The organism is Kumtagia sp., assembly GCF_059502445.1.
Genome location: NZ_JCACER010000065.1, coordinates 18,170 through 37,938, shown reverse-complemented (window position 1 = coordinate 37,938; position 19,769 = coordinate 18,170). Strand labels below are relative to the sequence as shown.

The window sequence follows — 19,769 nt, the reverse complement described above, 5'->3', positions numbered from 1 at the left end:
ATTCACCAATAACTTTCCCCGGACAGCCCTGCCCTTGTGGGGAGGGGTTAGGGGTAGGGGTATCGGGCCGAGCAGTTGCTCCCTGTGGCGTGCAAGCATGGCCCGGTCGCGATGCCCGACGACCCCGTCCTTCGGAACCCCCTGGCCGCCGCCGCGTTATCGCGCACCTGACCAGGGGGATGCATGGAACAGCTCGTCGAGGAATTCGGCCATCCGACCTACACGCCGTTCACCGTGATCGCGGCGCGGCTGCTGCTTGCCACCGCCTTCGGCGCGGCGATCGGCTTCGAGCGGGAATGGCGCAACCGGCCGGCGGGGCTGCGCACCCATATCCTGGTCTGCGTGGCTGCGGCGACCTTCGCCATCCTGACCATCGAGATCATCCATGCGCCGATGTTCACCACGGACACGCTGGGCGACGCGGTCAAGGTCGACCCGATCCGCGTGGTCGAGGCGGTGACGGCGGGCGTCGCCTTCCTCGCCGCTGGCGTGGTCATCTTCACGCGCGGCGAGGTGCATGGTCTGACGACCGGCGCCGGCATGTGGCTGGCCGGGGCGATCGGCGTCGCCTGCGGTCTCGGGCTCTGGCAGGTCGCGCTGTTCTCGACGCTGCTCGCCCTCGCGGTGCTGGTGTTGCTCTACACCTTCGAGCGCAGCATGGACCTGAACCAGGGCGAGGATTTCCAGCCAGCGGAGAAGGACGGGGAGAAGCCGGGACGCGCCGTCGAGAACAAGCGCGACGACCCCAGCCGCGTCCAGCCGCACGACCGGCGGAAGGATTAGCATTCAATAGGCGGCCTCACTTGCGAGGTCGGGGCGTCGTGCACGGGTTTCGAATTTACCTGCATATTGACATCTTAGCAGGAATGACCGACATTATTCGTGTTATATCCGCTACGCCCGTAGGCGGGCATCTATGAAGAACCCTCCGCGCGGCGACGCTCGGGGGGTTCTCTATTATGCGCGTATCCGTTTTGATTGATGGCGGACATCTTCGTGCCTTGGCCAAAGAGGCAAAGTACACCTACAATCCGGATTATATCGAAAAGGTGGCTCACGCGTGTGTCGAACCGGACGAGCGGCTTCTTCGCATTCACTACTATGATTGTGCGCCATACGTTGGAAAAGCCAAGCTTCCGGTGTCTGGGACGGACCATGAGTTCAAAGGATCAGACGCTTGGCTTAAAGATTTGGCTGCTCGCGATCTGTTTGCGGTGCGTCGCGGGGTTCTGAAGTTTCGCGGCTTCAAGCCAAAGAAAATACCAATTGCTGCCGCGAGTCTAACCGACGCGGACTTCGCTCCTGACTTCGAGCAGAAGGGCGTGGATATGCGGATCGGTTTGGACATAGCTAGTCACGCCGCCGCCAAGACAGTAGATAGGATCATTCTGATCTCAGGCGATACGGATTGCCTGCCCGCCATGAAGCATGCCAGGATCAGCGGACTTCAGATCGTTCTGGCAACTCTACCAAACCACAAAGTGGCGCCGGAGCTTTTGTGGCATTCCGACTACGAACGTCGAGTAGCCTGGCCCGCTCCCCAGAAGCCAACAGTATGATCGGCTTTCCTTGCAATTGCCGCCGGCCCAAAAGCTTGATATGAGCGGCGGCATGGAAGAGCTGTTCGGGGATCCGAGCTACACGGGCTTCGTGCTGCAGGACAAGAAGCGCCTGCCGGCACGGTTCTTCGCGCGCATCTCGGGCGCGCTGCTTGCCCGACTCGGCTGACACCGGGACGTCTCCGGCCGCGGCCGGCCCTCCATAGCTTTTCCCAAATCGACGGATTTACGCAAATGAGCGCACCGCGCACCCTCTACGACAAGATCTTCGACGACCATGTGGTCGACCGCCAGGACGACGGCACCTGCCTGCTCTACATCGACCGCCACCTCGTGCACGAGGTCACCAGCCCGCAGGCTTTCGAGGGCCTGCGCATGACCGGGCGCACGGTGCGGCATCCCGAGAAGACGCTCGCCGTCGTCGACCACAACGTGCCGACCTCGCCCGACCGCAAGCACGGCATCAAGAACGAGGAAAGCCGCATCCAGGTCGAGGCGCTGGCGAAAAACGCCGCCGATTTCGGCGTCGAATATTATTCCGAGAACGACGTCCGCCAGGGCATCGTCCACATCGTCGGACCCGAGCAGGGTTTCACGCTGCCCGGCATGACCATCGTGTGCGGCGACAGCCATACGTCCACGCATGGCGCCTTCGGTGCGCTTGCGCACGGCATCGGCACGTCGGAGGTCGAGCATGTGCTCGCCACCCAGACGCTGATCCAGAAGAAGGCGAAGAACATGCTGGTGCGCGTCGACGGCCAGCTGCCGGAGGGCGTCACCGCCAAGGACATCATCCTCGCCATCATCGGCGAGATCGGCACGGCCGGCGGCACCGGCTATGTCATCGAATATGCCGGCGAGGCAATCCGCGCGCTGTCGATGGAAGGGCGAATGACCATCTGCAACATGTCGATCGAGGGCGGCGCCCGCGCCGGCCTGATCGCGCCGGACGAGACGACCTTCGCCTACGTCGAAGGCAAGCCCCGCGCGCCCAAGGGCGCGGCCTGGGACCAGGCGCTGGCCTACTGGAGGACGCTGCACACCGACGAGGGCGCGCATTTCGACAAGGTGGTGGTGCTCGACGCGGCGAAGCTGCCGCCGATCGTCACCTGGGGCTCCTCGCCGGAAGATGTCGCCTCGGTGCTCGGCGTGGTGCCGAACCCGGACGAGATCGCGGACGAGAACAAGCGCAACTCCAAGAAGCGCGCGCTCGACTATATGGGCCTGACGCCGGGCACGAAGATCACCGACATTCCGCTCGACCGGGTCTTCATCGGCTCCTGCACCAACGGCCGCATCGAGGATCTGCGCGCCGTCGCCAAGGTGGTCGACGGCAGGAAGGTCGCGCCCACGGTCAACGCCATGATCGTGCCGGGCTCGGGCCTGGTGAAGGAACAGGCGGAAGCAGAAGGCCTCGACAAGATCTTCAAGGAGGCCGGCTTCGACTGGCGCGAGCCGGGCTGCTCCATGTGCCTTGCCATGAACGACGACCGGCTGAAGCCGCACGAGCGCTGCGCCTCCACCTCGAACCGCAATTTCGAGGGCCGCCAGGGCTTCAAGGGCCGCACCCACCTGGTTTCGCCGGCGATGGCGGCGGCGGCGGCCATCGCCGGCCGCTTCGTCGACATCCGCGACTGGCGGTGATCCTGGGAGGCGGCGCCCGAGGAGGCGCCGTCTCTCCTGCCCAACCCGACCCGCTTTCCACAACCCTAGGGGTAGGCGAAGCGACGGCTTAACCTCTTCTTTGCCGCTCTCTTCTAAGGTCTTCCCTTGCGGAATCCTCATCGGAGCGGCGTTGGACCAGGGACTTTTCATCTCTCTGATCAACCCGGCGCTGTCGGCAGTCCTGTCGACGGCGTTCCTCGTGCTGTGGCTGGTGCGGCGCGAGCGCCGCTACGTGCTGCAGTTTTCCGTCAGCTACGGGCTCATCGCCTTCGGCTTCGTCTTGCAGGGCTTTCAGATGGGCCTGGGATTCGAGCTGTCGAAGCTCGTCTCCAACGTCCTGTTCTTCGTCGCGGTGATCCTGTTCATCGGCGCCGTCGTCACCCGGCAGGGGTTGCGGGTACCGTATGTTTCGCTGCTCGCGTCTTCCGTTGCCGGGATGGCCGTCTTCGCCTGGTTCCTCCTCGTCGAACCCGACTTCGTCATTCGTGTCTTTGCCGTCAACGGCGCCCTGGGGGTCATGTGCGTGGCCGGGGTGTTGAGACTGCGCCAGGCGGTCAACCCCGCGCCGATCGACCGGCTGCTGCTGTGGCTGGCGGGGCTGCGGGCGCTCGACTTCTTCCTCCGCCCCGCCGCGGTGGCGCTGTTCGATCCCGGCACGGTCGGGCAGGTCTCCTTCACCACCTCGGCCTATTGGCTGACCACCAGCCTGTCGGTGATCGTGTCGTCGCTGGCGATCGCGCTGACGCTGCTTACCGCCGTCGCCATCGACATCATGCAGGAGCTTCGGACGGAATCGCGGACCGATGCGCTGTCGGGACTGCTGAACCGCCGCGGCCTGGCGGAGAAGGCGAAACCGTTCTTCGAGCCGGCAAGGTCCGGCGGTGTGCCGCTCGGACTGGTGCTCGCCGACCTGGACCGCTTCAAGGCCGTCAACGACACCCATGGCCACGCCACCGGCGATGCGGTCATCGTCGCCTTCGCCGAGTTGCTGAAGCAGGCCGGGGCCGGGCGAGCCGCCGTCGCGCGCACGGGCGGCGAGGAGTTCGCCATCCTGATGCCCTATTGCGACCTCGCCGCGGCCCGCCTGCTGGCGGAGGGCCTTCGTGCCGCCCTGTCCGGCGGAGCGCTGGACGGAGTAAAGCCGGGCCTGGGTCGCATCACCTGCAGCTTCGGCGTCACCGCGCGGGCCGGCGACGAGAGTTTCGACATGCTGCTCGAGCGCGCCGACGCCGCGTTGCTGCAGGCCAAGCGGGCGGGCCGCGACAGGGTCCGGGTCGCCTACCTGCATCCCGAATTCACCACCCCGGAGACATCTCAATCCCCAATGGGGCGAGCGGGATGAGCGGCGTCGCATTCGCCGCGCCGGGGCCGCGAACGACCGGCAACCACCGTGGCTTCGGGGACGCTACGCCTCGTCGCCCGTTTACGTCCTGTTACGCCGATCGTGCCTTTATGCGGAGGCAATGGCGGGACAGCATCTGGCTTAGGTAGGATGAGCGGAGCGGGCTTCATTCTTGCGATCAACTTCGTCGTGGCGGGCCTGTTCGCCGCGTCGTTCCTTGCCGTCGCGCTCTACGATACACACCCGGCGGCGCCGCGCTGGTTTGCCTTCGGCTACATGCTTGGCGCGCTTTATTTCAGCATCGAGTTCGCCATCTTCATGCTTGCCGGCGGCAGCATCGTGGCGGTTCTCTCCTTCTCGGTGGCGCTGGCCAGCTTTGCCCTGTTCAATGTCGGGCTGGCGCACAAATACAGGATCGCCGTCCCATGGCGGCTGATGGCCGTGGTGTTCCTGCTGTCGGTCGTGGCCTGTGCCGCCATCCAGGGCATGCCGCGCGGCTCGATCCTGCGCATGTTCGTCTATCAGGCACCCTATTTCGTCATGCAGGCGATCGGCGTCTGGATCATCCATCGATCGTCCGCGCGCGCCTGGCTGGACAGGGTGCTCGAGGTCGCGCTGGCGGCCAGCGCGCTGCACTTTCTCTCCAAGCCGCTTCTCATGCAGCTTGCCGGCGGCACCGGCGCGAGCGTCGGCGACTATCTCAAGACCGACTACGCCATGATCTCGCAGACCCTCGGCGCCATCTTCGGCATAGGCGTCGCTTTGCTCGCCTTGATCATCCTGGTCCGCGACATCCTGGCTGAAGTCACCGCCAAATCGGAGATGGACACGCTTTCGGGCCTGCTCAACCGCCGCGGCTTCGAACGGCTTGCGGCGCTCTCGCTGGAGCACGCGAGCCGTCAGGGCATGCCCGTCGCGCTGGTGATCGCCGACCTCGACCACTTCAAGGTGGTCAACGACACCTACGGCCACGCCAGCGGCGACCGCGCCATCCAGGCTTTCGCCAGCTTCCTGCAGAGCGCGACCCGAGCGGGGCACATCGCCGCGCGGCTGGGCGGCGAGGAATTCGCCATCGTCCTGCCGGGCGCCAATCTGGTCGCGGCGCGCCTGCTGGCGGAAGGCGCGCGCAGCGCCTTTTCCGCCTTGCCGATAAACGGCCTGCCGGCGGCCGCGCGGGTCACCGCCAGCTTCGGCGTCGCCGAACTGCTGCCGTCCGAAGGCTTGTCGTCGCTGATGGCAAGAGCCGACGAAGCGCTCTACGCGGCCAAGAAAGCCGGCCGCGACTGCGTGCGCGTGGCGCGGCTGGCGACGATCGAACCGACCCGCGGCCTGCAGACCGGCTGACCGACCGCTACTTCTTCTTTGCGATTTTCCGTGCTTCCGTGACCAGCCGGTAGCCGGCCATCTCCTCAGGCGAGAAATAATAGAGGGCGCGCGGCGGCGTATCGAGCGCGTGCAGCCAGAGCGCGGGATCGACGCCCATTGCCGCGAGGTGGCGCGAGATGCGCGCTGTGGTCATCTGGGCGTCGGCCATGACCTGCGCCGGTTCGGCCGCCGACGCGGTCGCCGCGTAGAACTGGTGGACGCCGATCGCCGCCTTGCTTCCCGCCGCGCGGTGCTCGCCACCCGCCAGCACCAGCGGGCAGGAGGAGGCGCAGAGCGCGCCGTCGGCGACCTCGGTATCCAGCCCGCGCTCGCGCACCAGCCGCGCCATCGCCATGGCGTCCTCGAGCGCGCCGCCCGGCGAATTGAGCGACACCGTCTTCACATATTCGCCGCGCGCCGCGATCTCGGCGGCGAAGCGGTCGGCCGTGCCGGCGACGATGCTGCCTTGCGCCTCCAGCCGGCCGCCGGCCTGCAGCGTGAAGGCCATCGGTTCGCCGAGACGGCCCGGATCGGCGGTCACGAACGGACGCGGGTCGGTCGCCGGCGCCGGGATGCCGACCTCGACCGCTGGCGGCAGCACCGGTTCCGCCATGGAAGGCTCGGCACTCTCGGCGAAGGACCAGCCGTTGCGCCCGGCAAGGTCGTGCAGGTCGAGCGCCAGCACGCTGATGGTGCCGATCAGCAGGCCGCGAAACGCCCAGCGCAACACCTCGCCGTCGTCGAAGCGGGAGAGATAGCGGACGATCGGGTTAGGCCGCCGCGCCGTATCGCCCGGCAGGCCGTCATCCGCGCGCTCCAAAGGCATCGTCATGGGTCGACCCGCTTGCGTTCGGAGAGCGACGACAGCGGTGTCACGTTCTCGCCGCCGATCGGCCTTGCGGCGGCGTCGGGCCGAGGCTGATCCGCCGCGACGGGCATCTCCGCCACCAGAGGAGACTCGGCCGGTGCAGGGTCCGGGATTGGCGTTTCCACCTCGATCGGGCGGGCGCGGGCCTGCAATAGGTCGTTGTATCTCAGCGAGCGCAGCATGTCGCCGGCGGTGATCCGGTCGGCTTCCTCCATGTCGTCCTCGCCGCGGCGCATCACGCCGTGCACCACCATCATGATGCCTACCAGCACGGCCGGCAGCAGGTCGATCGAGATGGCGCCGGCCCAGCTCGGGATGAAGTCTCCGGCATAGCGCAGCACCGCTTCCGCCGAGGTCAGCGGCACGTAGCGCCGCTCCGGCACTTTCGGCTGGTTGAGGATCTCGGCGGCCGCGTCCGACAGCGCCTTGGACTGCGCGGCCACCGAGCCGCGGATGGTCGCCATCACCTGGTCCTGACGGCCGGCAAGATCCGGCGACGTGCCGTCGGCGACCGGCGCGATGAAGCCGACCGACAGGTCGGCGGCGGCGCGGCTGACCGAGGCGGCGATGGAGGTCTGCTCGAGCGAGGCGATGACGCCGGACAACGCCACCGATTCGGCAGCGAACTTGTCGGAGCGCTGCTCGATCGCGCCCGGCGCCGACACCAGGCCGCGCATCGTGGCGAGATGTTTCTGGCCCTGCTCGAAGGCGTTCTGGATCGGCTCGCGCGACGCCTGGATGGTCGTCTCCAGCTCCTTCATCTGCGCCGACATCTGGGTGAGCAGCTGCACCACGCTGCCCGAGCCGGAGGTGCCGGTGAGCGCGCCGGAATTCTGCTCGTCGGCGGCCAACCGGGCGAAGCGCTCGCCGGCGCGCTGGATGTCGGGCAGCAGCGACAGCGTGCCGAGTGCGTTGCCGTGCGCCTGGTCGAGGTCGGCGGTGTAGTCCTCGAGCGTCAGCGCCAGGTGCTGCTCGACCGCCGCCGAGCCGGCAAGCGCTGCGGCATTGAGCCAGGACGACATGGCTATGATCATCGCCGAGCCGACGCCCATGATGGCGAGCAGCGCCAGGCGCGAGCCGCCGTCGCGCATCTCCGGCAGGAAGCGGATGAGATAGGTCCAGAAGCCGTACATGGCGACCGACACGGAGGCCGAGTAGATCACCGCGGCGAAGAAGACCACGGTGGCGGAGCCGTCGAGCAGGCTGCGCACGCCGAGATAGGTGTAGACGCCGCTCGCCAGCGCCAGGGTGGCGAGCACGAAGCGCGTCATGGTTTCGAGGCCGGCGATATGGTCCTTCAGCCGGCGGGACTGGGCTGCGTGGCTCATCGATGGTTAACCGTTCCTAAACGCCTGCGTGCGGAGCTTGGCCGGACAAAGATGACCGAAAGAGGGCCGACGCGCCGCCTCAGCGGCAGGGCCCTCCCTGCAGCGGAATCTCGCCCTGGTCGAAGCCGTACATGTAGCTGCGGCCCTTCACCAACACCGGCGGGCGGTAGCATCCGGCCAGTGCGGCGCCGTTGTTCACATCGTCGGAATACGCGCCATCCTCGTCGGCATAGGCGACCTCGGGCTGGCCCGCGCCGACATAGCTGGCCAGCCGCTCGGCCTCGTGGCCTTCGCCGACGAGGATGCGCTTGTAGCCGGCGGCGCTCTCGATCACCAGATTGCCGAAACTGTCGGCGTAGACCCTTTCGCGCTCCCACGCAGCGGCGGGCGCGACCACCGCAAGCGCCAGCGCCGCGCTCATCGCGGCTCCGGCCAGCTTACATCCGAGACGCATCATGCTCTCCCTGGTTCGAGGACAGTCCTCCTCGATTCGCAGAGTTAACGCTTTCTTAACCTTTGTTAAGAGGTCGGCGGCGTCGCCGCCCGCCTATCGATGAACATGGTTAACGTCGGCGCGCGGGGCGGATAAGCGGACGCAGCGTCAGCTTAACCGATTGAACCCCCCGATTGCTCATTCTCTATGACTAAAGCAATGCAGGACAAGGGTTTTTTGGCTTTGACGCACTGCAAAAAACGCATTAAGTACGCACTGCCTCGGTCGCGCCTGCGACGGTCCCTGCCGTTGCCGCGATTGGATCGGCGACGAATACGGGGAAGCCATGAGCCCAGCACCAGCCACCCGCCAGGCGCCGCGCGCGCGGCCGCTGTCGCCGCATCTCACCGTCTACCGCTGGCAGATCACCATGACGATGTCGATCCTGCACCGGGTGACCGGCGGCGCGCTCTATGTCGGCACGCTGCTGGTCGCCTGGTGGCTGATCGCGCTCGCCACCTCGGAGCGGCAGTTCGCGATCGTGCACGGCATCGTCGGCTCCTGGTTCGGGCTGCTGGTGCTGTTCGGTTACACCTGGGCGCTGTTCCACCATCTGCTTGGTGGCGTGCGCCACTTCATCTGGGACACCGGCGCGGGGCTGGAGAAGCACACCGCCTCGATGCTCGCCTGGGCGACGCTGGCGGGCTCGGTGCTGCTCACCGTGCTCGTCTGGCTCGCCTATTTCCTGATCGGGTGATCGTCATGGCCGATATGAGAACGCCGCTGAACAGGGTCCGGGGCCTCGGCTCCGCCAAGGAGGGCACCGGCCATTTCTGGCGGATACGGCTTTCGGCGATCGCGCTGGTGCCGCTGGCGCTGTTCATGGTCGGCTGGGTGCTGTCGCTGCGCGGCGCCGGCTATGCCGAGGTGCGGGCCTCGCTGTCGCAGCCGCTGGTCGCGCTGGCCGCCGCCGCGTTCATCGTCGCGAGCCTCGACCACATGCGGCTCGGCATGCAGATCATCATCGAGGATTATGTGCACGGCGAAGGCAGCAAGCTGGCGCTGCTGATCCTCAACACCTTTTTCTCCTTCGCGGTCGGCATCGCGTCGCTGTTCGCGCTGCTCAAACTGGCATTCGGGGGCTGATCCGTGGCCAATTCATCTTCCGCCGCCGGCAAGGGCTACACCTTCGTCGACCACAAGTTCGACGTCGTCGTCGTCGGTGCCGGCGGCGCCGGCCTGCGCGCCACGCTGGGCATGGCCGAGCAGGGCCTGCGCACCGCCTGCATCACAAAGGTGTTCCCGACGCGCTCGCACACGGTGGCGGCGCAGGGCGGCATCGCCGCCTCGCTGGCCAATATGGGGCCGGACAACTGGCAGTGGCATATGTACGACACTGTCAAGGGGTCGGACTGGCTTGGCGACGTCGACGCCATGGAATACATGGTCCAGCAGGCGCCGGCCGCCGTCTACGAGCTCGAGCACTACGGCGTCCCGTTCTCGCGCACCGAGGAGGGGAAAATCTACCAGCGGCCGTTCGGCGGCCATATGACCCAGTTCGGCGACGGCCCGCCGGTGCAGCGCACCTGCGCGGCGGCCGACCGCACCGGCCATGCCATCCTGCACACGCTCTACGGCCAGTCGCTGAAGAACAACGCGCAGTTCTTCATCGAGTATTTCGCGCTCGACCTGATCATGGAGCCGGACGGCACCTGCACCGGCGTCGTCGCCTGGAACCTTGACGACGGCACCATCCACCGCTTCTCGGCCAAGATGACGGTGCTGGCGACCGGCGGCTACGGCCGCGCCTATTTCTCGGCGACCTCGGCGCATACCTGCACCGGCGACGGCGGCGGCATGGTGGCGCGGGCGGGGCTCCCTCTCCAGGACATGGAGTTCGTGCAGTTCCACCCGACCGGCATCTACGGCGCCGGCTGCCTGATCACCGAGGGCGCGCGCGGCGAGGGCGGCTATCTCGTCAACTCCGAGGGTGAGCGCTTCATGGAGCGCTACGCGCCGTCGGCTAAGGACCTGGCATCCCGCGACGTGGTCTCGCGCTGCATGACGCTGGAGATCCGCGAGGGCAGGGGCGTAGGCAAGAACAAGGACCACATCTTCCTGCATCTCGACCATCTCGACCCCGCCGTTCTGCACGAGCGGCTTCCGGGCATCTCGGAGAGCGCGAAGATATTCGCCGGCGTCGACGTCACCCGCGAGCCGATCCCGGTGCTGCCGACGGTGCACTACAACATGGGCGGCATACCCACCAACTACTGGGGCGAGGTGCTCAACCCGACCGCCGACGATCCGGACCGCGTGTCGCCCGGCCTGATGGCGGTGGGCGAGGCGGGCTGCGCCTCCGTGCACGGCGCCAACCGGCTCGGCTCCAACTCGCTGATCGACCTGGTGGTGTTCGGCCGCGCCGCGGCGATCCGCGCCGGCCAGGTGATCGACCGCAACGCGCCGATCCCGTCGGTCAACGAGGCGGCGGTCGACAGGATCATGCATCGCTTCGACCGTCTGCGGCATGCCGACGGCAAGGCGCCGACCGCCTATCTGCGCGAGAAGATGCAGCGCGCGATGCAGGAGGACGCCGCCGTCTTCCGCACCCAGGAGACGCTGGAGCAAGGCTGCAGGCGCATCTCGGCGGTGTGGAACGAACTCGAGGACATAAAGGTGTCCGACCGCTCGATGATCTGGAACTCCGACCTGGTCGAGACGCTGGAGCTGGAGAACCTGATGGCGAACGCCATCGTCACGGTCTACGGCGCCGAAGCGCGCAAGGAGAGCCGCGGCGCCCATGCCCGCGAGGATTTTTCGGCGCGCGACGACGTCAACTGGCGCAAGCACACGCTGTCGTGGCTCGCGCCCGACGGCACGGTGACGCTCGGCTACCGGCCGGTGCATACCGAGACGCTGCTGCCGGTGTCGGAAGGCGGCATCGATCCCAAGAAAATCGCGCCCAAGGCGCGGGTGTATTGAGATGCCGAAGTTTGCCACGTTGATGTTTTTGATCATCCTAGGAGGCTGCACGACCGCCAATACAGTCTACCTCTACGACGACGCTTCCGAGACGGCGAAAATCGTCAATGACATCCCGGTCTGGGAAGATGCGGCAAGTGCTCAAACTTCGGTAAGAGGTGCAGCGATCCGAAATTGGTCTGACATGAAATGTCAGGTTCGGCGGCTGCCAGCCGGCGCAGAGCGCAAGCGAAACGTTGGGAAGGCCGTTGAGGTGACTGTGCATGGCGGTTGTACGGGATTCGTAAACTCCGCCTATGTGCACGCTGGGAAGTAGAAAGTTGGTCCATGGTCGATCTCACGCTTCTCAAGAACTCGAAGATCAATAACAAGATCGCGCCCAAGGCGCGGGTGTATTGAGGCGCGATGAGCGAGCAAGATCCAGCAACGGTCGACCGCGCGGCGGGGCAGTGTCCGGTCCTCGTGATCAACCTCGACCGTTCGCCCGGCCGCCTGGCGTTCCAGCGCCTGCAGGCGGATCGGCTCGGACTCGACTTCGAGCGGGTGGCGGCGGTTGACGGCGCGCTGCTGCCGCAGAGCGAGTATGAGCTCCACGCCTACCGGTGGCATCGGCCGCTGAGCCGCTCTGAGGTCGGCTGCCTGCTCAGCCATGCGGCCTGCTGGCGGCGTGTGGTCGAGCTGGGGCAGAACGTCGTCGTGCTCGAAGACGACCTCGTGCTGGCGCAGGAAACGGCGGCCTTCCTCCGTGAGGCAAAAGCGCTGACCGGCGCCGCGGTCGTCAATCTCGAGACGCGGGGCAGGCCCCGGTTCATCTCGCAGGCTCCGGTGGAAACGCTGGGCGAGCAGCGCCTGCACACGCTTCATGCGGCCGTGGCCGGCTCGGCTGCCTATCTCGTCACCCCTCTCGCAGCGGCAAGGCTGCTCGAGAAGCTGCCGCGCAAGGCGGCGCTGGCCGATGCCTTCCTGTGGGGACGCCGCGGCATCCGCTACCTGCAGGCCGATCCGGCGCTCGGCATGCCGCTGGACTTCCTCGAGGATAGCGGCCGCGCCGTCGAGGAGGCCGTCAGCACCATCAGGCGGCCGCATCTGAAGCTGGCGGAGAAGCTCGCGCTGGCGCTGCGGCATCCGCTCATGCGCGCCCGCCGGGCCAACAACCAGCTGCAGGTCGGGCTGACCAAGCTTGCCATGAAGGGAACGGCGCTGATGAGCACCGTGGCGCCGACCCCTTCCATATTCGCCACTTACGACGCGCTGAAAGGTGCCGGCCATGGTTGAGCTCATGCTTGCAGCCCTCGACCGGGTCGCGTCCGACAAGCTCGGCTTCAAGGGTGGCAGACAGACGGCGATTACGACGCCGACCCTTTCCAAGATGGCCGATCGTCGCCAGATACTGGTGGCCGGGACTGGCGACGAGAGCGATTTCGAGGAGCAATCGTCATGAATGCAATCAACATTCGCATCGAGGATGAAACGCTTGTCTCCAGGCTGTCCCGTCTGGCCGACGTGCATAAACGCAGCGTCGAGGCGGAAGCTCTGGAAATCATAAGGTCGGCGCTCGCCGAGGAAGTGCGCGTCGACCGTCTCGCCATTGCCGATCGTATCGCGGCCATGACGCCAAAAGACCGTGTGCGGACGGACAGCACGGCTCTCGTCCGCGAGGATCGAGATCGCGACGAATGATTATCGTGGTCGACACATCGGTCATCGTGAAGTGGTTCATCAACGAGCCTGGGCACGATCTTGCCCGACAGTTTTTGCACCCGGAGCGTGATCTTGCGGCACCTGATTTTGCAATCGCAGAGGCGGCCAACGTGCTCTGGCGCAGGCAACGCAGCGGCGAAATCGGCTCCGAGCAGGCGGAAGAATCGTTGCGCCAATTGCCCTTGTTTTTCAAGCACCTGTCTCCTGCGTCCGATCTGGTGCTGGACTCGCTCCGTATGGCTCGCGAGTTGGGACATTCCGTCTACGACTGCATGTTCCTGGTCCTGGCGGCAAGTTTGCCGGAGGGATGCCTGTTGACCGCGGACGACCGATTCATCGCCAAGGTGGCCACCACGCGGTATGAACAATTGCTGCGGCCGCTCGCGGATTCTCCTCTGCCGAGAGAGCACTGATCCATGGTTGAACTCACCCTCCCCAAGAACTCGAAGATCAATCCCGGCAAGACCTGGCCGAAGCCGGAAGGCGCGACCAATCTGCGCGAGTACTGCATCTACCGCTGGTCGCCGGACGACGACGAGAACCCGCGCGTCGATACCTATTTCGTCGATCTCGACGATTGCGGCCCGATGGTGCTGGACGCGCTGCTGTGGATCAAGAACAAGGTCGACCCGACGCTGACGCTGCGCCGCTCCTGCCGCGAGGGCATCTGCGGCTCCTGCGCCATGAACATCGACGGCGGCAACACGCTCGCCTGCACCAAGGGCATGGACGACATTTCCGGGGCGGTGAAGGTCTATCCGCTGCCGCACATGCCGGTGGTCAAGGACCTGGTGCCGGACCTGACGGTGGCTTACGCGCAGCTCGCCTCGATCGACCCCTATCTCAAGACGGTGTCGCCGGAGCCGGCCAAGGAGTGGCGGCAGAGCCACGAGGACCGGCAGAAGCTCGACGGCCTCTACGAGTGCATCCTGTGCTTCTGCTGCCAGACCTCGTGCCCGAGCTACTGGTGGAACGGCGAGCGCTATCTCGGCCCGGCGGTGCTGCTGCAGGCCTATCGCTGGCTGATCGATTCGCGTGACGAGGCCAAGGGCGAGCGGCTCGACAACTTGGAGGACCCGTTCCGCCTCTACCGCTGCCACACCATCATGAACTGCACCCAGACCTGCCCGAAGGGCCTGAATCCGGCCAAGGCCATCGCCGAGATCAAGAAGATGATGGTGGAGCGGCGGGTCTGAGCGGAGAGGCGCCCGGTCCGAACGCAGACGCCGGCGGGCTGCTGCCGCATCTCGATCGCGCCCGCATCCTCGAATTCTATCGCCTGGCGCCAGGCCGGGAGCTCGACGGCAAATTCCTGCACCCGGAATCCTCCGCGGCCCTTGCAGCCAATGCGCTCGGCTTCTTCCTCGACCGGGCCGAACCCTTGCTGGAGGCGCTCGGCCTGGAGGTCGCCGGGCCTGCCACACTGCGCCTCGAACAATGCCTTCGTTTCCCATGGCGCGGAGGTCTGCATCCTTGGCTGGATGCGGTCGTCGAGACCGCCGATGCGATCGTGGCAATCGAATCGAAACGCTACGAGCCATTTCGAAGCGGCAAGCGCGCAGGGTTCTCGTCCGCCTATCTCCGGCCGGTCTGGGGCACGGACATGGAGCGGTTCCTGGCTCAGCGCGATCTTTTGATGAGCGCAGGCGGCTTGTACGCTTCGTTAGATGCCGTGCAGCTGGTCAAGCATGCGCTTGGCCTGGCGACACAAGCGCGAAAACGCCGCAAGCGCGCGATTCTTGTTTATCTCCACGCCGAACCGGAAGCCCGGCCGGACGGCCGCCCGATAACCGCTGAGAAGATCGTTTCCCACCGGCACGAGCGCGATCGCTTCGCAGCCGCCGTCGCCGACGATTACGTGGCGTTTCACGTAACCGACTATCGCCGGCTGATCATGAACCTTGCCGCCTCGGCCGATCCCGCGGTCCGCCTGCATGCGGAGCGCGTGCTGGAGCGCTTCGCACCACTCTGACTTCTGACGAAATCCTCTCCCCTTGCCGCCCGCCCGGCATTTTGCGAGAAACGCCGGCATGAACACCACCAGTGACCTGCCGATCCTGACCCCCGCCGAGGCGCGCGTGCTCGGCTGCCTGATCGAGAAGAAGGAGCTGACGCCGGACATCTATCCGCTGACGCTCAACGCCGCCCACGCCGCCGCCAACCAGAAGACGGCGCGCGATCCGGTCATGGCGCTGGAGCAGGTCGAGGTGCACCGGGCGCTCAAGCAGTTGGAGCAGAAAGGGCTGGTGCGGCAGGTCTTCGCGTCGCGGGTCGAGCGTTACGAGCACCAGATGGCGCAGCGCTTCTCGTTGACCACGGCGCAGACGGCGATCATCGGCCTGCTGATGCTGCGCGGCCCGCAGACCGCGCACGAACTCCTGGCGCGGACCGAGCGCATGGCGCGCTACCAGTCCGTCGAAAACCTGCGCGACGATCTCGACCTGATGATCGGCCGGCGGCCGCCGCTGATCAAGGAGCTCGGGCGTGCCCCCGGCCAGCGCGAGGAACGCTTTGCCCACCTGCTGTCGGGCGATGTCCAGGCCAGCGCGGCGCCGGAACCGCTGCGGGTTTCGTCCGCCGGCTCGCCCGAGCTTGAAGAGCGCGTGCGCGCGCTCGAGGAGAAGGTGGCCGAGCTGGCCGAACAGTTCCGGGCGCTGCGCGGCGGCGCGTAGAAGGCTGCTATCCTTAGGCCGCTGCGGTTGCGGCCTGCCGCGACACCATAGGTGGGCTTCACTGTTCAAGGCGCGTAACCGCCGGTCTCCACGCTCCCGACCCCCTCTGTCAGGAGAGCTCGCGCCGTCGACTTGACCTAAACCGTAGCTGAGCTTCTAGAAAACGTATGAGCGCTGTCGGCACGCGCCGGCGGAAAACGTCTTCAGCGTACGACGCCGGCAGCCGCAGCCAACCATCGGAGACAATCATGGCCACCGCAGTTCCAGCCAAGGCGACGCGCCGCGAGTGGATCGGGCTTGTGGCGCTGGCGCTGCCGTGCCTGCTCTACACGATGGACCTCACCGTGCTCAACCTGGCGGTGCCGCATCTCGTCGCCGACCTGAAGCCGAGCGCGGTGCAGCTCCTGTGGATCGTCGACATTTACGGCTTCCTGATCGCCGGCTCGCTGATCACCATGGGCACGCTGGGCGACCGCATCGGCCGCCGCAAGGTGCTGCTGGCCGGCGCGGTGCTGTTCGGCATCGCCTCGGTGATCGCCGCCTTCTCCACCTCCGCGGAGATGCTGATCGCGGCGCGCGCCCTGCTCGGCATCGCCGGGGCGACGCTGGCGCCGTCGACGCTGTCGCTCATCCGCAACATGTTCCACGACCCGGCCGAGCGGACGTTTGCCATCAGCGTGTGGGCGACCAGCTATTCGGTCGGGGCGGGCATGGGGCCGCTGCTCGGCGGCGTGCTGCTGGAATATTTCTGGTGGGGCTCTGTGTTCCTGCTCGCCGTGCCGGTGATGGTCCTGCTCCTGATCGTCGGGCCGATCCTGCTGCCGGAATACCGCGATCCGCAGGCCGGGCGGCTCGACATCGCCAGCGCCGCGCTGTCGCTGCTCGCCGTGCTCGCCATGGTCTACGGGCTGAAGCACATCGCCTCCGACGGCGTCGCCTGGATGCCGGTGGCCGCCATCCTGATCGGACTGGCGATCGGCGCCGTCTTCGTCGTGCGGCAGCGGCGGCTCGCCGATCCTCTGCTCGACCTCGGCCTGTTCCGGTCGCGCACCTTCAGCGCCGCGCTCGGCGTCAACATCATCGCCTGTTTCGTCGCCTTTGGCCCCTTCGTGTTCATCGCCCAGTATCTGCAGTTGGTGCTCGGCCTGTCGCCGCTGGAGGCGGGGCTGTGGACGCTGCCGTCGTCGCTCGGCTTCGTCGTCAGCTCGATGACGACGGCCTGGGTGGTGGGCCGCATTCCGGCGCCGAAGGTCATCGCCGGCGGGCTGATGCTGGCGGCCGTGTCCTTCCTGCTGCTCACCCAGGTGGGCGGCGGCCACGGGCTCGCGGTCATCGTTGCGGCGACCGTCGTCATGTCGCTCGGCCTCGGCCAGGTGTTCACGCTCACCACCGACCTCATCGTCGGCGCCGCCCCGCCCGAGCGCGCCGGGGCGGCCGGGGCGCTGTCGGAGACGGGCGCGGAATTCGGCGGCGTGCTCGGCATCGCCGTGCTCGGCAGCGTCGGCATGGCGATCTATCGCGGCATGATGGTCGGCGCCGTCCCCGACGTGGTGCCGGAGGAGGCGGCGCGGGCGGCCCGCGACACGCTGGGCGGGGCGGTCGCCGTCGCCCCGCAGCTGCCGGACGGCATCGAGGGCACGCTGCTTGCGGCGGCGCGCGAGGCCTTCGTCAGCGGCTTCGAGCTGATCGTTGCCATCTCCGCCCTGCTCACCATCGTGGCGGCGCTGGTGATGATGCTGATCTTCCGCAAGGCCGGGCCCGGCGGGCGGGCCGGGAAGCCGGAGGAGACGGCGCTGGAGCGGGCGGCGTGACAACGCAGCCCGCCGCCTGGGCGGGCCGCTGCTGCCAAGGATCGGTCGGTAGGCTCAGGCGAGCCTGGCGTCGAGCGACACCTTGATCGAGCCGAGGGCGCGCGACACCGGGCATTCGCCCTTCGCCTTCTCGGCCAGTTCCTTGAACTTCGCTGCGTCGAGCCCCGGCACGATGCCGACCAGCGTGATGGCGCTGCCGGTGATGCCGGTGCCCGGCACCAGCGTCACCACCGCCTTGGCGTCGAGCTTTTCGGCCGGAGTGCCGTTCTCGGCGAGGAAATGCGACAGCTGCATGGCGAAGCAGCCGGCATGGGCGGCGGCGATCAACTCCTCCGGATTGGTTCCGGACTTGCCGCTCTCGTCCTCGAAGCGGCCCTTGAAGGAATAGGGCAGGCCCTGCAGCGCGCCGCTCTGTGCGTCGATCGTGCCGGAACCTTCCTTCAGCGTGCCTTTCCAGACGGCGGTGGCGTGACGGTCCATGATGGTCTCCCTTGCTCAGGTTGGCGAGCCGCCGCGGCGGCCTCGTCCGACTATAGCGCGGCCGGCGGTCAGCGCCATGACAGTCTTTGGCGGAACGACTTGGCGGGCGTGTCCGCACGCGCAAAAGGAGCGGAAATCGTCCGGGAAGACCTCAAAAATTCTGAAAATTGCGCGTGAAAAAATGTCGGTTCGGCGAAATCCGGCTCGTCCTCGGATCGAAATGCCAGTTTTCGATGGAGGTTGCCGTGCAGATGCTCGCCTTTCTGGTCCTGTTTCCCGACCCGCGCCACCGACGCCGCGCCGACGATCCGGCGCCGGATGCGCTCAACCTGCTATCGGCGGCGCTGGACGGCGGCGGCCGGCTGCTGCTGGCACTCGGCGTGATCGCCGCAGTCGTTACGGGGCTTCACATCGCCGCGACCACGGATAACGGTGCACCAGGCCGCATCGCAGATGCCATGACAATCGACCAGCAAGGAGCCCGGCCATGAAATATGTCTGTCTCGTCTATGGCGAAGAGCAGAAGCTCCGCGACCTGACGCAGGAGGGGCTGGCCCAGGTGGATGCCTCCTCGCTGGCCCACGACCGCGCGCTGGAGGCCAGCGGCCATCTGATCGTGGCGCAGGCGCTGCAATCGGTGAAGACCTCGAAATCCGTGCGCCGCCGAAAGGGCAAGGTTTTGGTCACCGACGGCCCGTTCGCCGAGACCAAGGAGCAGTTGCTCGGCTTCCTGATGATCGAGGCCACGGATCTCGGCGAGGCACTGGCGATCGCCGGCGAAGTACCGCTTGCGGAACTCGGCACGATCGAGGTGCGGCCGGTCTACAGGATTCCGGGCTCGTGAATGGGTAAGTGCCGGGGACAGTTTACTTTTTTCGGCCTGCGCGACCTTTGAGCCGCCGCGGCCTTTCTGCCGAAAAAAGTAAACTGTCCCCTGTGGTTCCGCTTCGAGCGCCGCTCTCGCGAGCGAGTTTCCCGCCGCCTACTGGCACACATCCACCCATTCGGCGCCGGTCAGCTCGGCCAGGCGCCGCGGCGACAGCTTTACGGCGGCGTTGGTGGCGCCGGCGGCGGGCACCACCTCGTCGAAGCGCCTCAGCGATGCGTCGCAACAGACCGGCAGCGGTGCCGGCAGGCCGAAGGGGCAGACGCCGCCGACCGGATGGCTGGTGAGTTGTGTCACCTCGGCGGCCTCCAGCATGCGCGGCTTGCCCCCGAAAACATCCTTGAACTTGCGGTTGTCGAGCCGGGCCATGCCGCCGGCGACCACCAGCATGACCCGGTCGCCGACGCGCAGGCAGATGGTCTTGGCGATCTGCGCCGGCTCGACGCCATGGGCCTCCGCCGCCAGCTGCACCGTCGCCGAGCTTTCCTCGGTGACGATGACGGCGATGTCGGGAGCTTTTTCGGCGAAGAAGGCGCGGACGGAATCGAGGCTCATGGCGGCGGACAATAGAAACAGCGGCGCCGTCAGGCAATCGCCTGTTCCAGCGGGGCTGACCTGCGCCCGTGGCTTGCCCATCTGCCTTAAGTTGAAATAGTCTCCGGACCTGGGGGATGCTG

At 66.7% G+C, this 19,769-nt stretch carries 23 protein-coding genes; 18 read left to right on the top strand and 5 right to left on the bottom strand.

The window, feature by feature from the left end:
* The first annotated feature begins 183 nt into the window (after positions 1-183).
* The 5 genes from AC5JDC_RS18580 to AC5JDC_RS18560 all read left to right on the top strand — a co-directional run bounded on the left by AC5JDC_RS18580 (position 184) and on the right by AC5JDC_RS18560 (position 5,910).
* A complete protein-coding gene (locus AC5JDC_RS18580) occupies positions 184-783 on the top strand; it encodes an MgtC/SapB family protein (RefSeq protein WP_495843463.1) in 600 nt (199 codons plus the stop codon).
* 176 nt (positions 784-959) lie between these two features.
* Entirely contained in the window at positions 960-1,559 is a 600-nt protein-coding gene (locus AC5JDC_RS18575) for an NYN domain-containing protein (protein ID WP_495843461.1), read from the top strand.
* Between the two features lie 234 nt (positions 1,560-1,793).
* Positions 1,794-3,203, top strand: coding sequence for a 3-isopropylmalate dehydratase large subunit (gene leuC / locus AC5JDC_RS18570; RefSeq protein ID WP_495843460.1), 1,410 nt, complete (start codon positions 1,794-1,796; stop codon positions 3,201-3,203).
* A 151-nt stretch (positions 3,204-3,354) separates the two neighbouring features.
* Positions 3,355-4,566, top strand: coding sequence for a GGDEF domain-containing protein (locus AC5JDC_RS18565; RefSeq protein ID WP_495843458.1), 1,212 nt, complete (start codon positions 3,355-3,357; stop codon positions 4,564-4,566).
* A gap of 150 nt (positions 4,567-4,716) precedes the next feature.
* A complete protein-coding gene (locus AC5JDC_RS18560) occupies positions 4,717-5,910 on the top strand; it encodes a GGDEF domain-containing protein (RefSeq protein ID WP_495843457.1) in 1,194 nt (397 codons plus the stop codon).
* Positions 5,911-5,917: 7 nt separating this feature from the next.
* Here the strand turns inward: AC5JDC_RS18560 and AC5JDC_RS18555 are convergent, their stop codons facing one another.
* The 3 genes from AC5JDC_RS18555 to AC5JDC_RS18545 all read right to left on the bottom strand — a co-directional run bounded on the left by AC5JDC_RS18555 (position 5,918) and on the right by AC5JDC_RS18545 (position 8,581).
* The gene (locus AC5JDC_RS18555; protein WP_495843455.1) at positions 5,918-6,763 is read right to left on the bottom strand and encodes a COG3904 family protein; all 846 of its coding nucleotides are present in this window, start codon (positions 6,761-6,763) and stop codon (positions 5,918-5,920) included.
* Positions 6,760-8,127: a hypothetical protein gene (locus AC5JDC_RS18550; protein ID WP_495843453.1), complete on the bottom strand. Its 1,368-nt coding sequence runs from the start codon at positions 8,125-8,127 to the stop codon at positions 6,760-6,762. The genes AC5JDC_RS18555 and AC5JDC_RS18550 overlap by 4 nt, the downstream gene beginning before the upstream one ends.
* A gap of 79 nt (positions 8,128-8,206) precedes the next feature.
* Positions 8,207-8,581 carry a hypothetical protein gene (locus tag AC5JDC_RS18545; RefSeq protein ID WP_495843451.1) on the bottom strand — a complete coding sequence of 125 codons (375 nt, stop codon included), beginning with the start codon at positions 8,579-8,581 and terminating at the stop codon, positions 8,207-8,209.
* A 325-nt stretch (positions 8,582-8,906) separates the two neighbouring features.
* Here AC5JDC_RS18545 and sdhC point away from each other — a divergent pair, with 325 nt between their 5' ends.
* From sdhC to AC5JDC_RS18490, 11 genes are all read left to right on the top strand, one after another.
* Positions 8,907-9,317, top strand: coding sequence for a succinate dehydrogenase, cytochrome b556 subunit (sdhC, locus tag AC5JDC_RS18540; RefSeq protein ID WP_106775197.1), 411 nt, complete (start codon positions 8,907-8,909; stop codon positions 9,315-9,317).
* A 5-nt stretch (positions 9,318-9,322) separates the two neighbouring features.
* Positions 9,323-9,706 carry a succinate dehydrogenase, hydrophobic membrane anchor protein gene (gene sdhD, locus AC5JDC_RS18535; RefSeq protein ID WP_106775236.1) on the top strand — a complete coding sequence of 128 codons (384 nt, stop codon included), beginning with the start codon at positions 9,323-9,325 and terminating at the stop codon, positions 9,704-9,706.
* Positions 9,707-9,709: 3 nt separating this feature from the next.
* Positions 9,710-11,542 carry a succinate dehydrogenase flavoprotein subunit gene (gene sdhA / locus AC5JDC_RS18530; RefSeq protein WP_495843448.1) on the top strand — a complete coding sequence of 611 codons (1,833 nt, stop codon included), beginning with the start codon at positions 9,710-9,712 and terminating at the stop codon, positions 11,540-11,542.
* A 405-nt stretch (positions 11,543-11,947) separates the two neighbouring features.
* Positions 11,948-12,817: a glycosyltransferase family 25 protein gene (locus AC5JDC_RS18525; RefSeq protein WP_495843446.1), complete on the top strand. Its 870-nt coding sequence runs from the start codon at positions 11,948-11,950 to the stop codon at positions 12,815-12,817.
* Positions 12,810-12,983, top strand: coding sequence for a hypothetical protein (locus AC5JDC_RS18520; RefSeq protein ID WP_495843444.1), 174 nt, complete (start codon positions 12,810-12,812; stop codon positions 12,981-12,983). Before AC5JDC_RS18525 ends, AC5JDC_RS18520 begins: the two co-directional genes overlap by 8 nt.
* Positions 12,980-13,222: a hypothetical protein gene (locus AC5JDC_RS18515; protein WP_106775200.1), complete on the top strand. Its 243-nt coding sequence runs from the start codon at positions 12,980-12,982 to the stop codon at positions 13,220-13,222. Before AC5JDC_RS18520 ends, AC5JDC_RS18515 begins: the two co-directional genes overlap by 4 nt.
* Positions 13,219-13,656, top strand: a complete 438-nt coding sequence (locus AC5JDC_RS18510; RefSeq protein WP_106775201.1) for a type II toxin-antitoxin system VapC family toxin — start codon at positions 13,219-13,221, stop codon at positions 13,654-13,656. Before AC5JDC_RS18515 ends, AC5JDC_RS18510 begins: the two co-directional genes overlap by 4 nt.
* Before the next feature lie 3 nt (positions 13,657-13,659).
* Complete coding sequence (locus AC5JDC_RS18505) at positions 13,660-14,439, top strand: succinate dehydrogenase iron-sulfur subunit (protein WP_495843441.1); 780 nt, start codon at positions 13,660-13,662, stop codon at positions 14,437-14,439.
* Positions 14,440-14,624: 185 nt separating this feature from the next.
* Positions 14,625-15,215, top strand: coding sequence for a hypothetical protein (locus AC5JDC_RS18500; RefSeq protein WP_106775203.1), 591 nt, complete (start codon positions 14,625-14,627; stop codon positions 15,213-15,215).
* Between the two features lie 58 nt (positions 15,216-15,273).
* Positions 15,274-15,915 (top strand): YceH family protein, encoded by a 642-nt coding sequence (locus tag AC5JDC_RS18495; RefSeq protein WP_495843439.1) that lies wholly within the window; start codon positions 15,274-15,276, stop codon positions 15,913-15,915.
* A gap of 248 nt (positions 15,916-16,163) precedes the next feature.
* The gene (locus AC5JDC_RS18490) at positions 16,164-17,726 is read left to right on the top strand and encodes an MFS transporter (RefSeq protein WP_495843437.1); all 1,563 of its coding nucleotides are present in this window, start codon (positions 16,164-16,166) and stop codon (positions 17,724-17,726) included.
* Positions 17,727-17,780: 54 nt separating this feature from the next.
* Here the strand turns inward: AC5JDC_RS18490 and AC5JDC_RS18485 are convergent, their stop codons facing one another.
* Positions 17,781-18,206, bottom strand: coding sequence for an OsmC family protein (locus AC5JDC_RS18485; RefSeq protein ID WP_495843435.1), 426 nt, complete (start codon positions 18,204-18,206; stop codon positions 17,781-17,783).
* 167 nt (positions 18,207-18,373) lie between these two features.
* On the opposite strand from AC5JDC_RS18485, the gene AC5JDC_RS18480 reads away from it, so the two are divergent.
* Positions 18,374-18,697: a hypothetical protein gene (locus AC5JDC_RS18480; protein WP_495843433.1), complete on the top strand. Its 324-nt coding sequence runs from the start codon at positions 18,374-18,376 to the stop codon at positions 18,695-18,697.
* The gene (locus AC5JDC_RS18475) at positions 18,694-19,050 is read left to right on the top strand and encodes a YciI family protein (RefSeq protein WP_495843431.1); all 357 of its coding nucleotides are present in this window, start codon (positions 18,694-18,696) and stop codon (positions 19,048-19,050) included. Before AC5JDC_RS18480 ends, AC5JDC_RS18475 begins: the two co-directional genes overlap by 4 nt.
* A 138-nt stretch (positions 19,051-19,188) precedes the next feature.
* Here the strand turns inward: AC5JDC_RS18475 and AC5JDC_RS18470 are convergent, their stop codons facing one another.
* On the bottom strand, positions 19,189-19,647 hold the full coding sequence (locus tag AC5JDC_RS18470) for a YbaK/EbsC family protein (RefSeq protein WP_495843429.1): 459 nt from the start codon (positions 19,645-19,647) through the stop codon (positions 19,189-19,191).
* Positions 19,648-19,769: the final 122 nt, after the last annotated feature.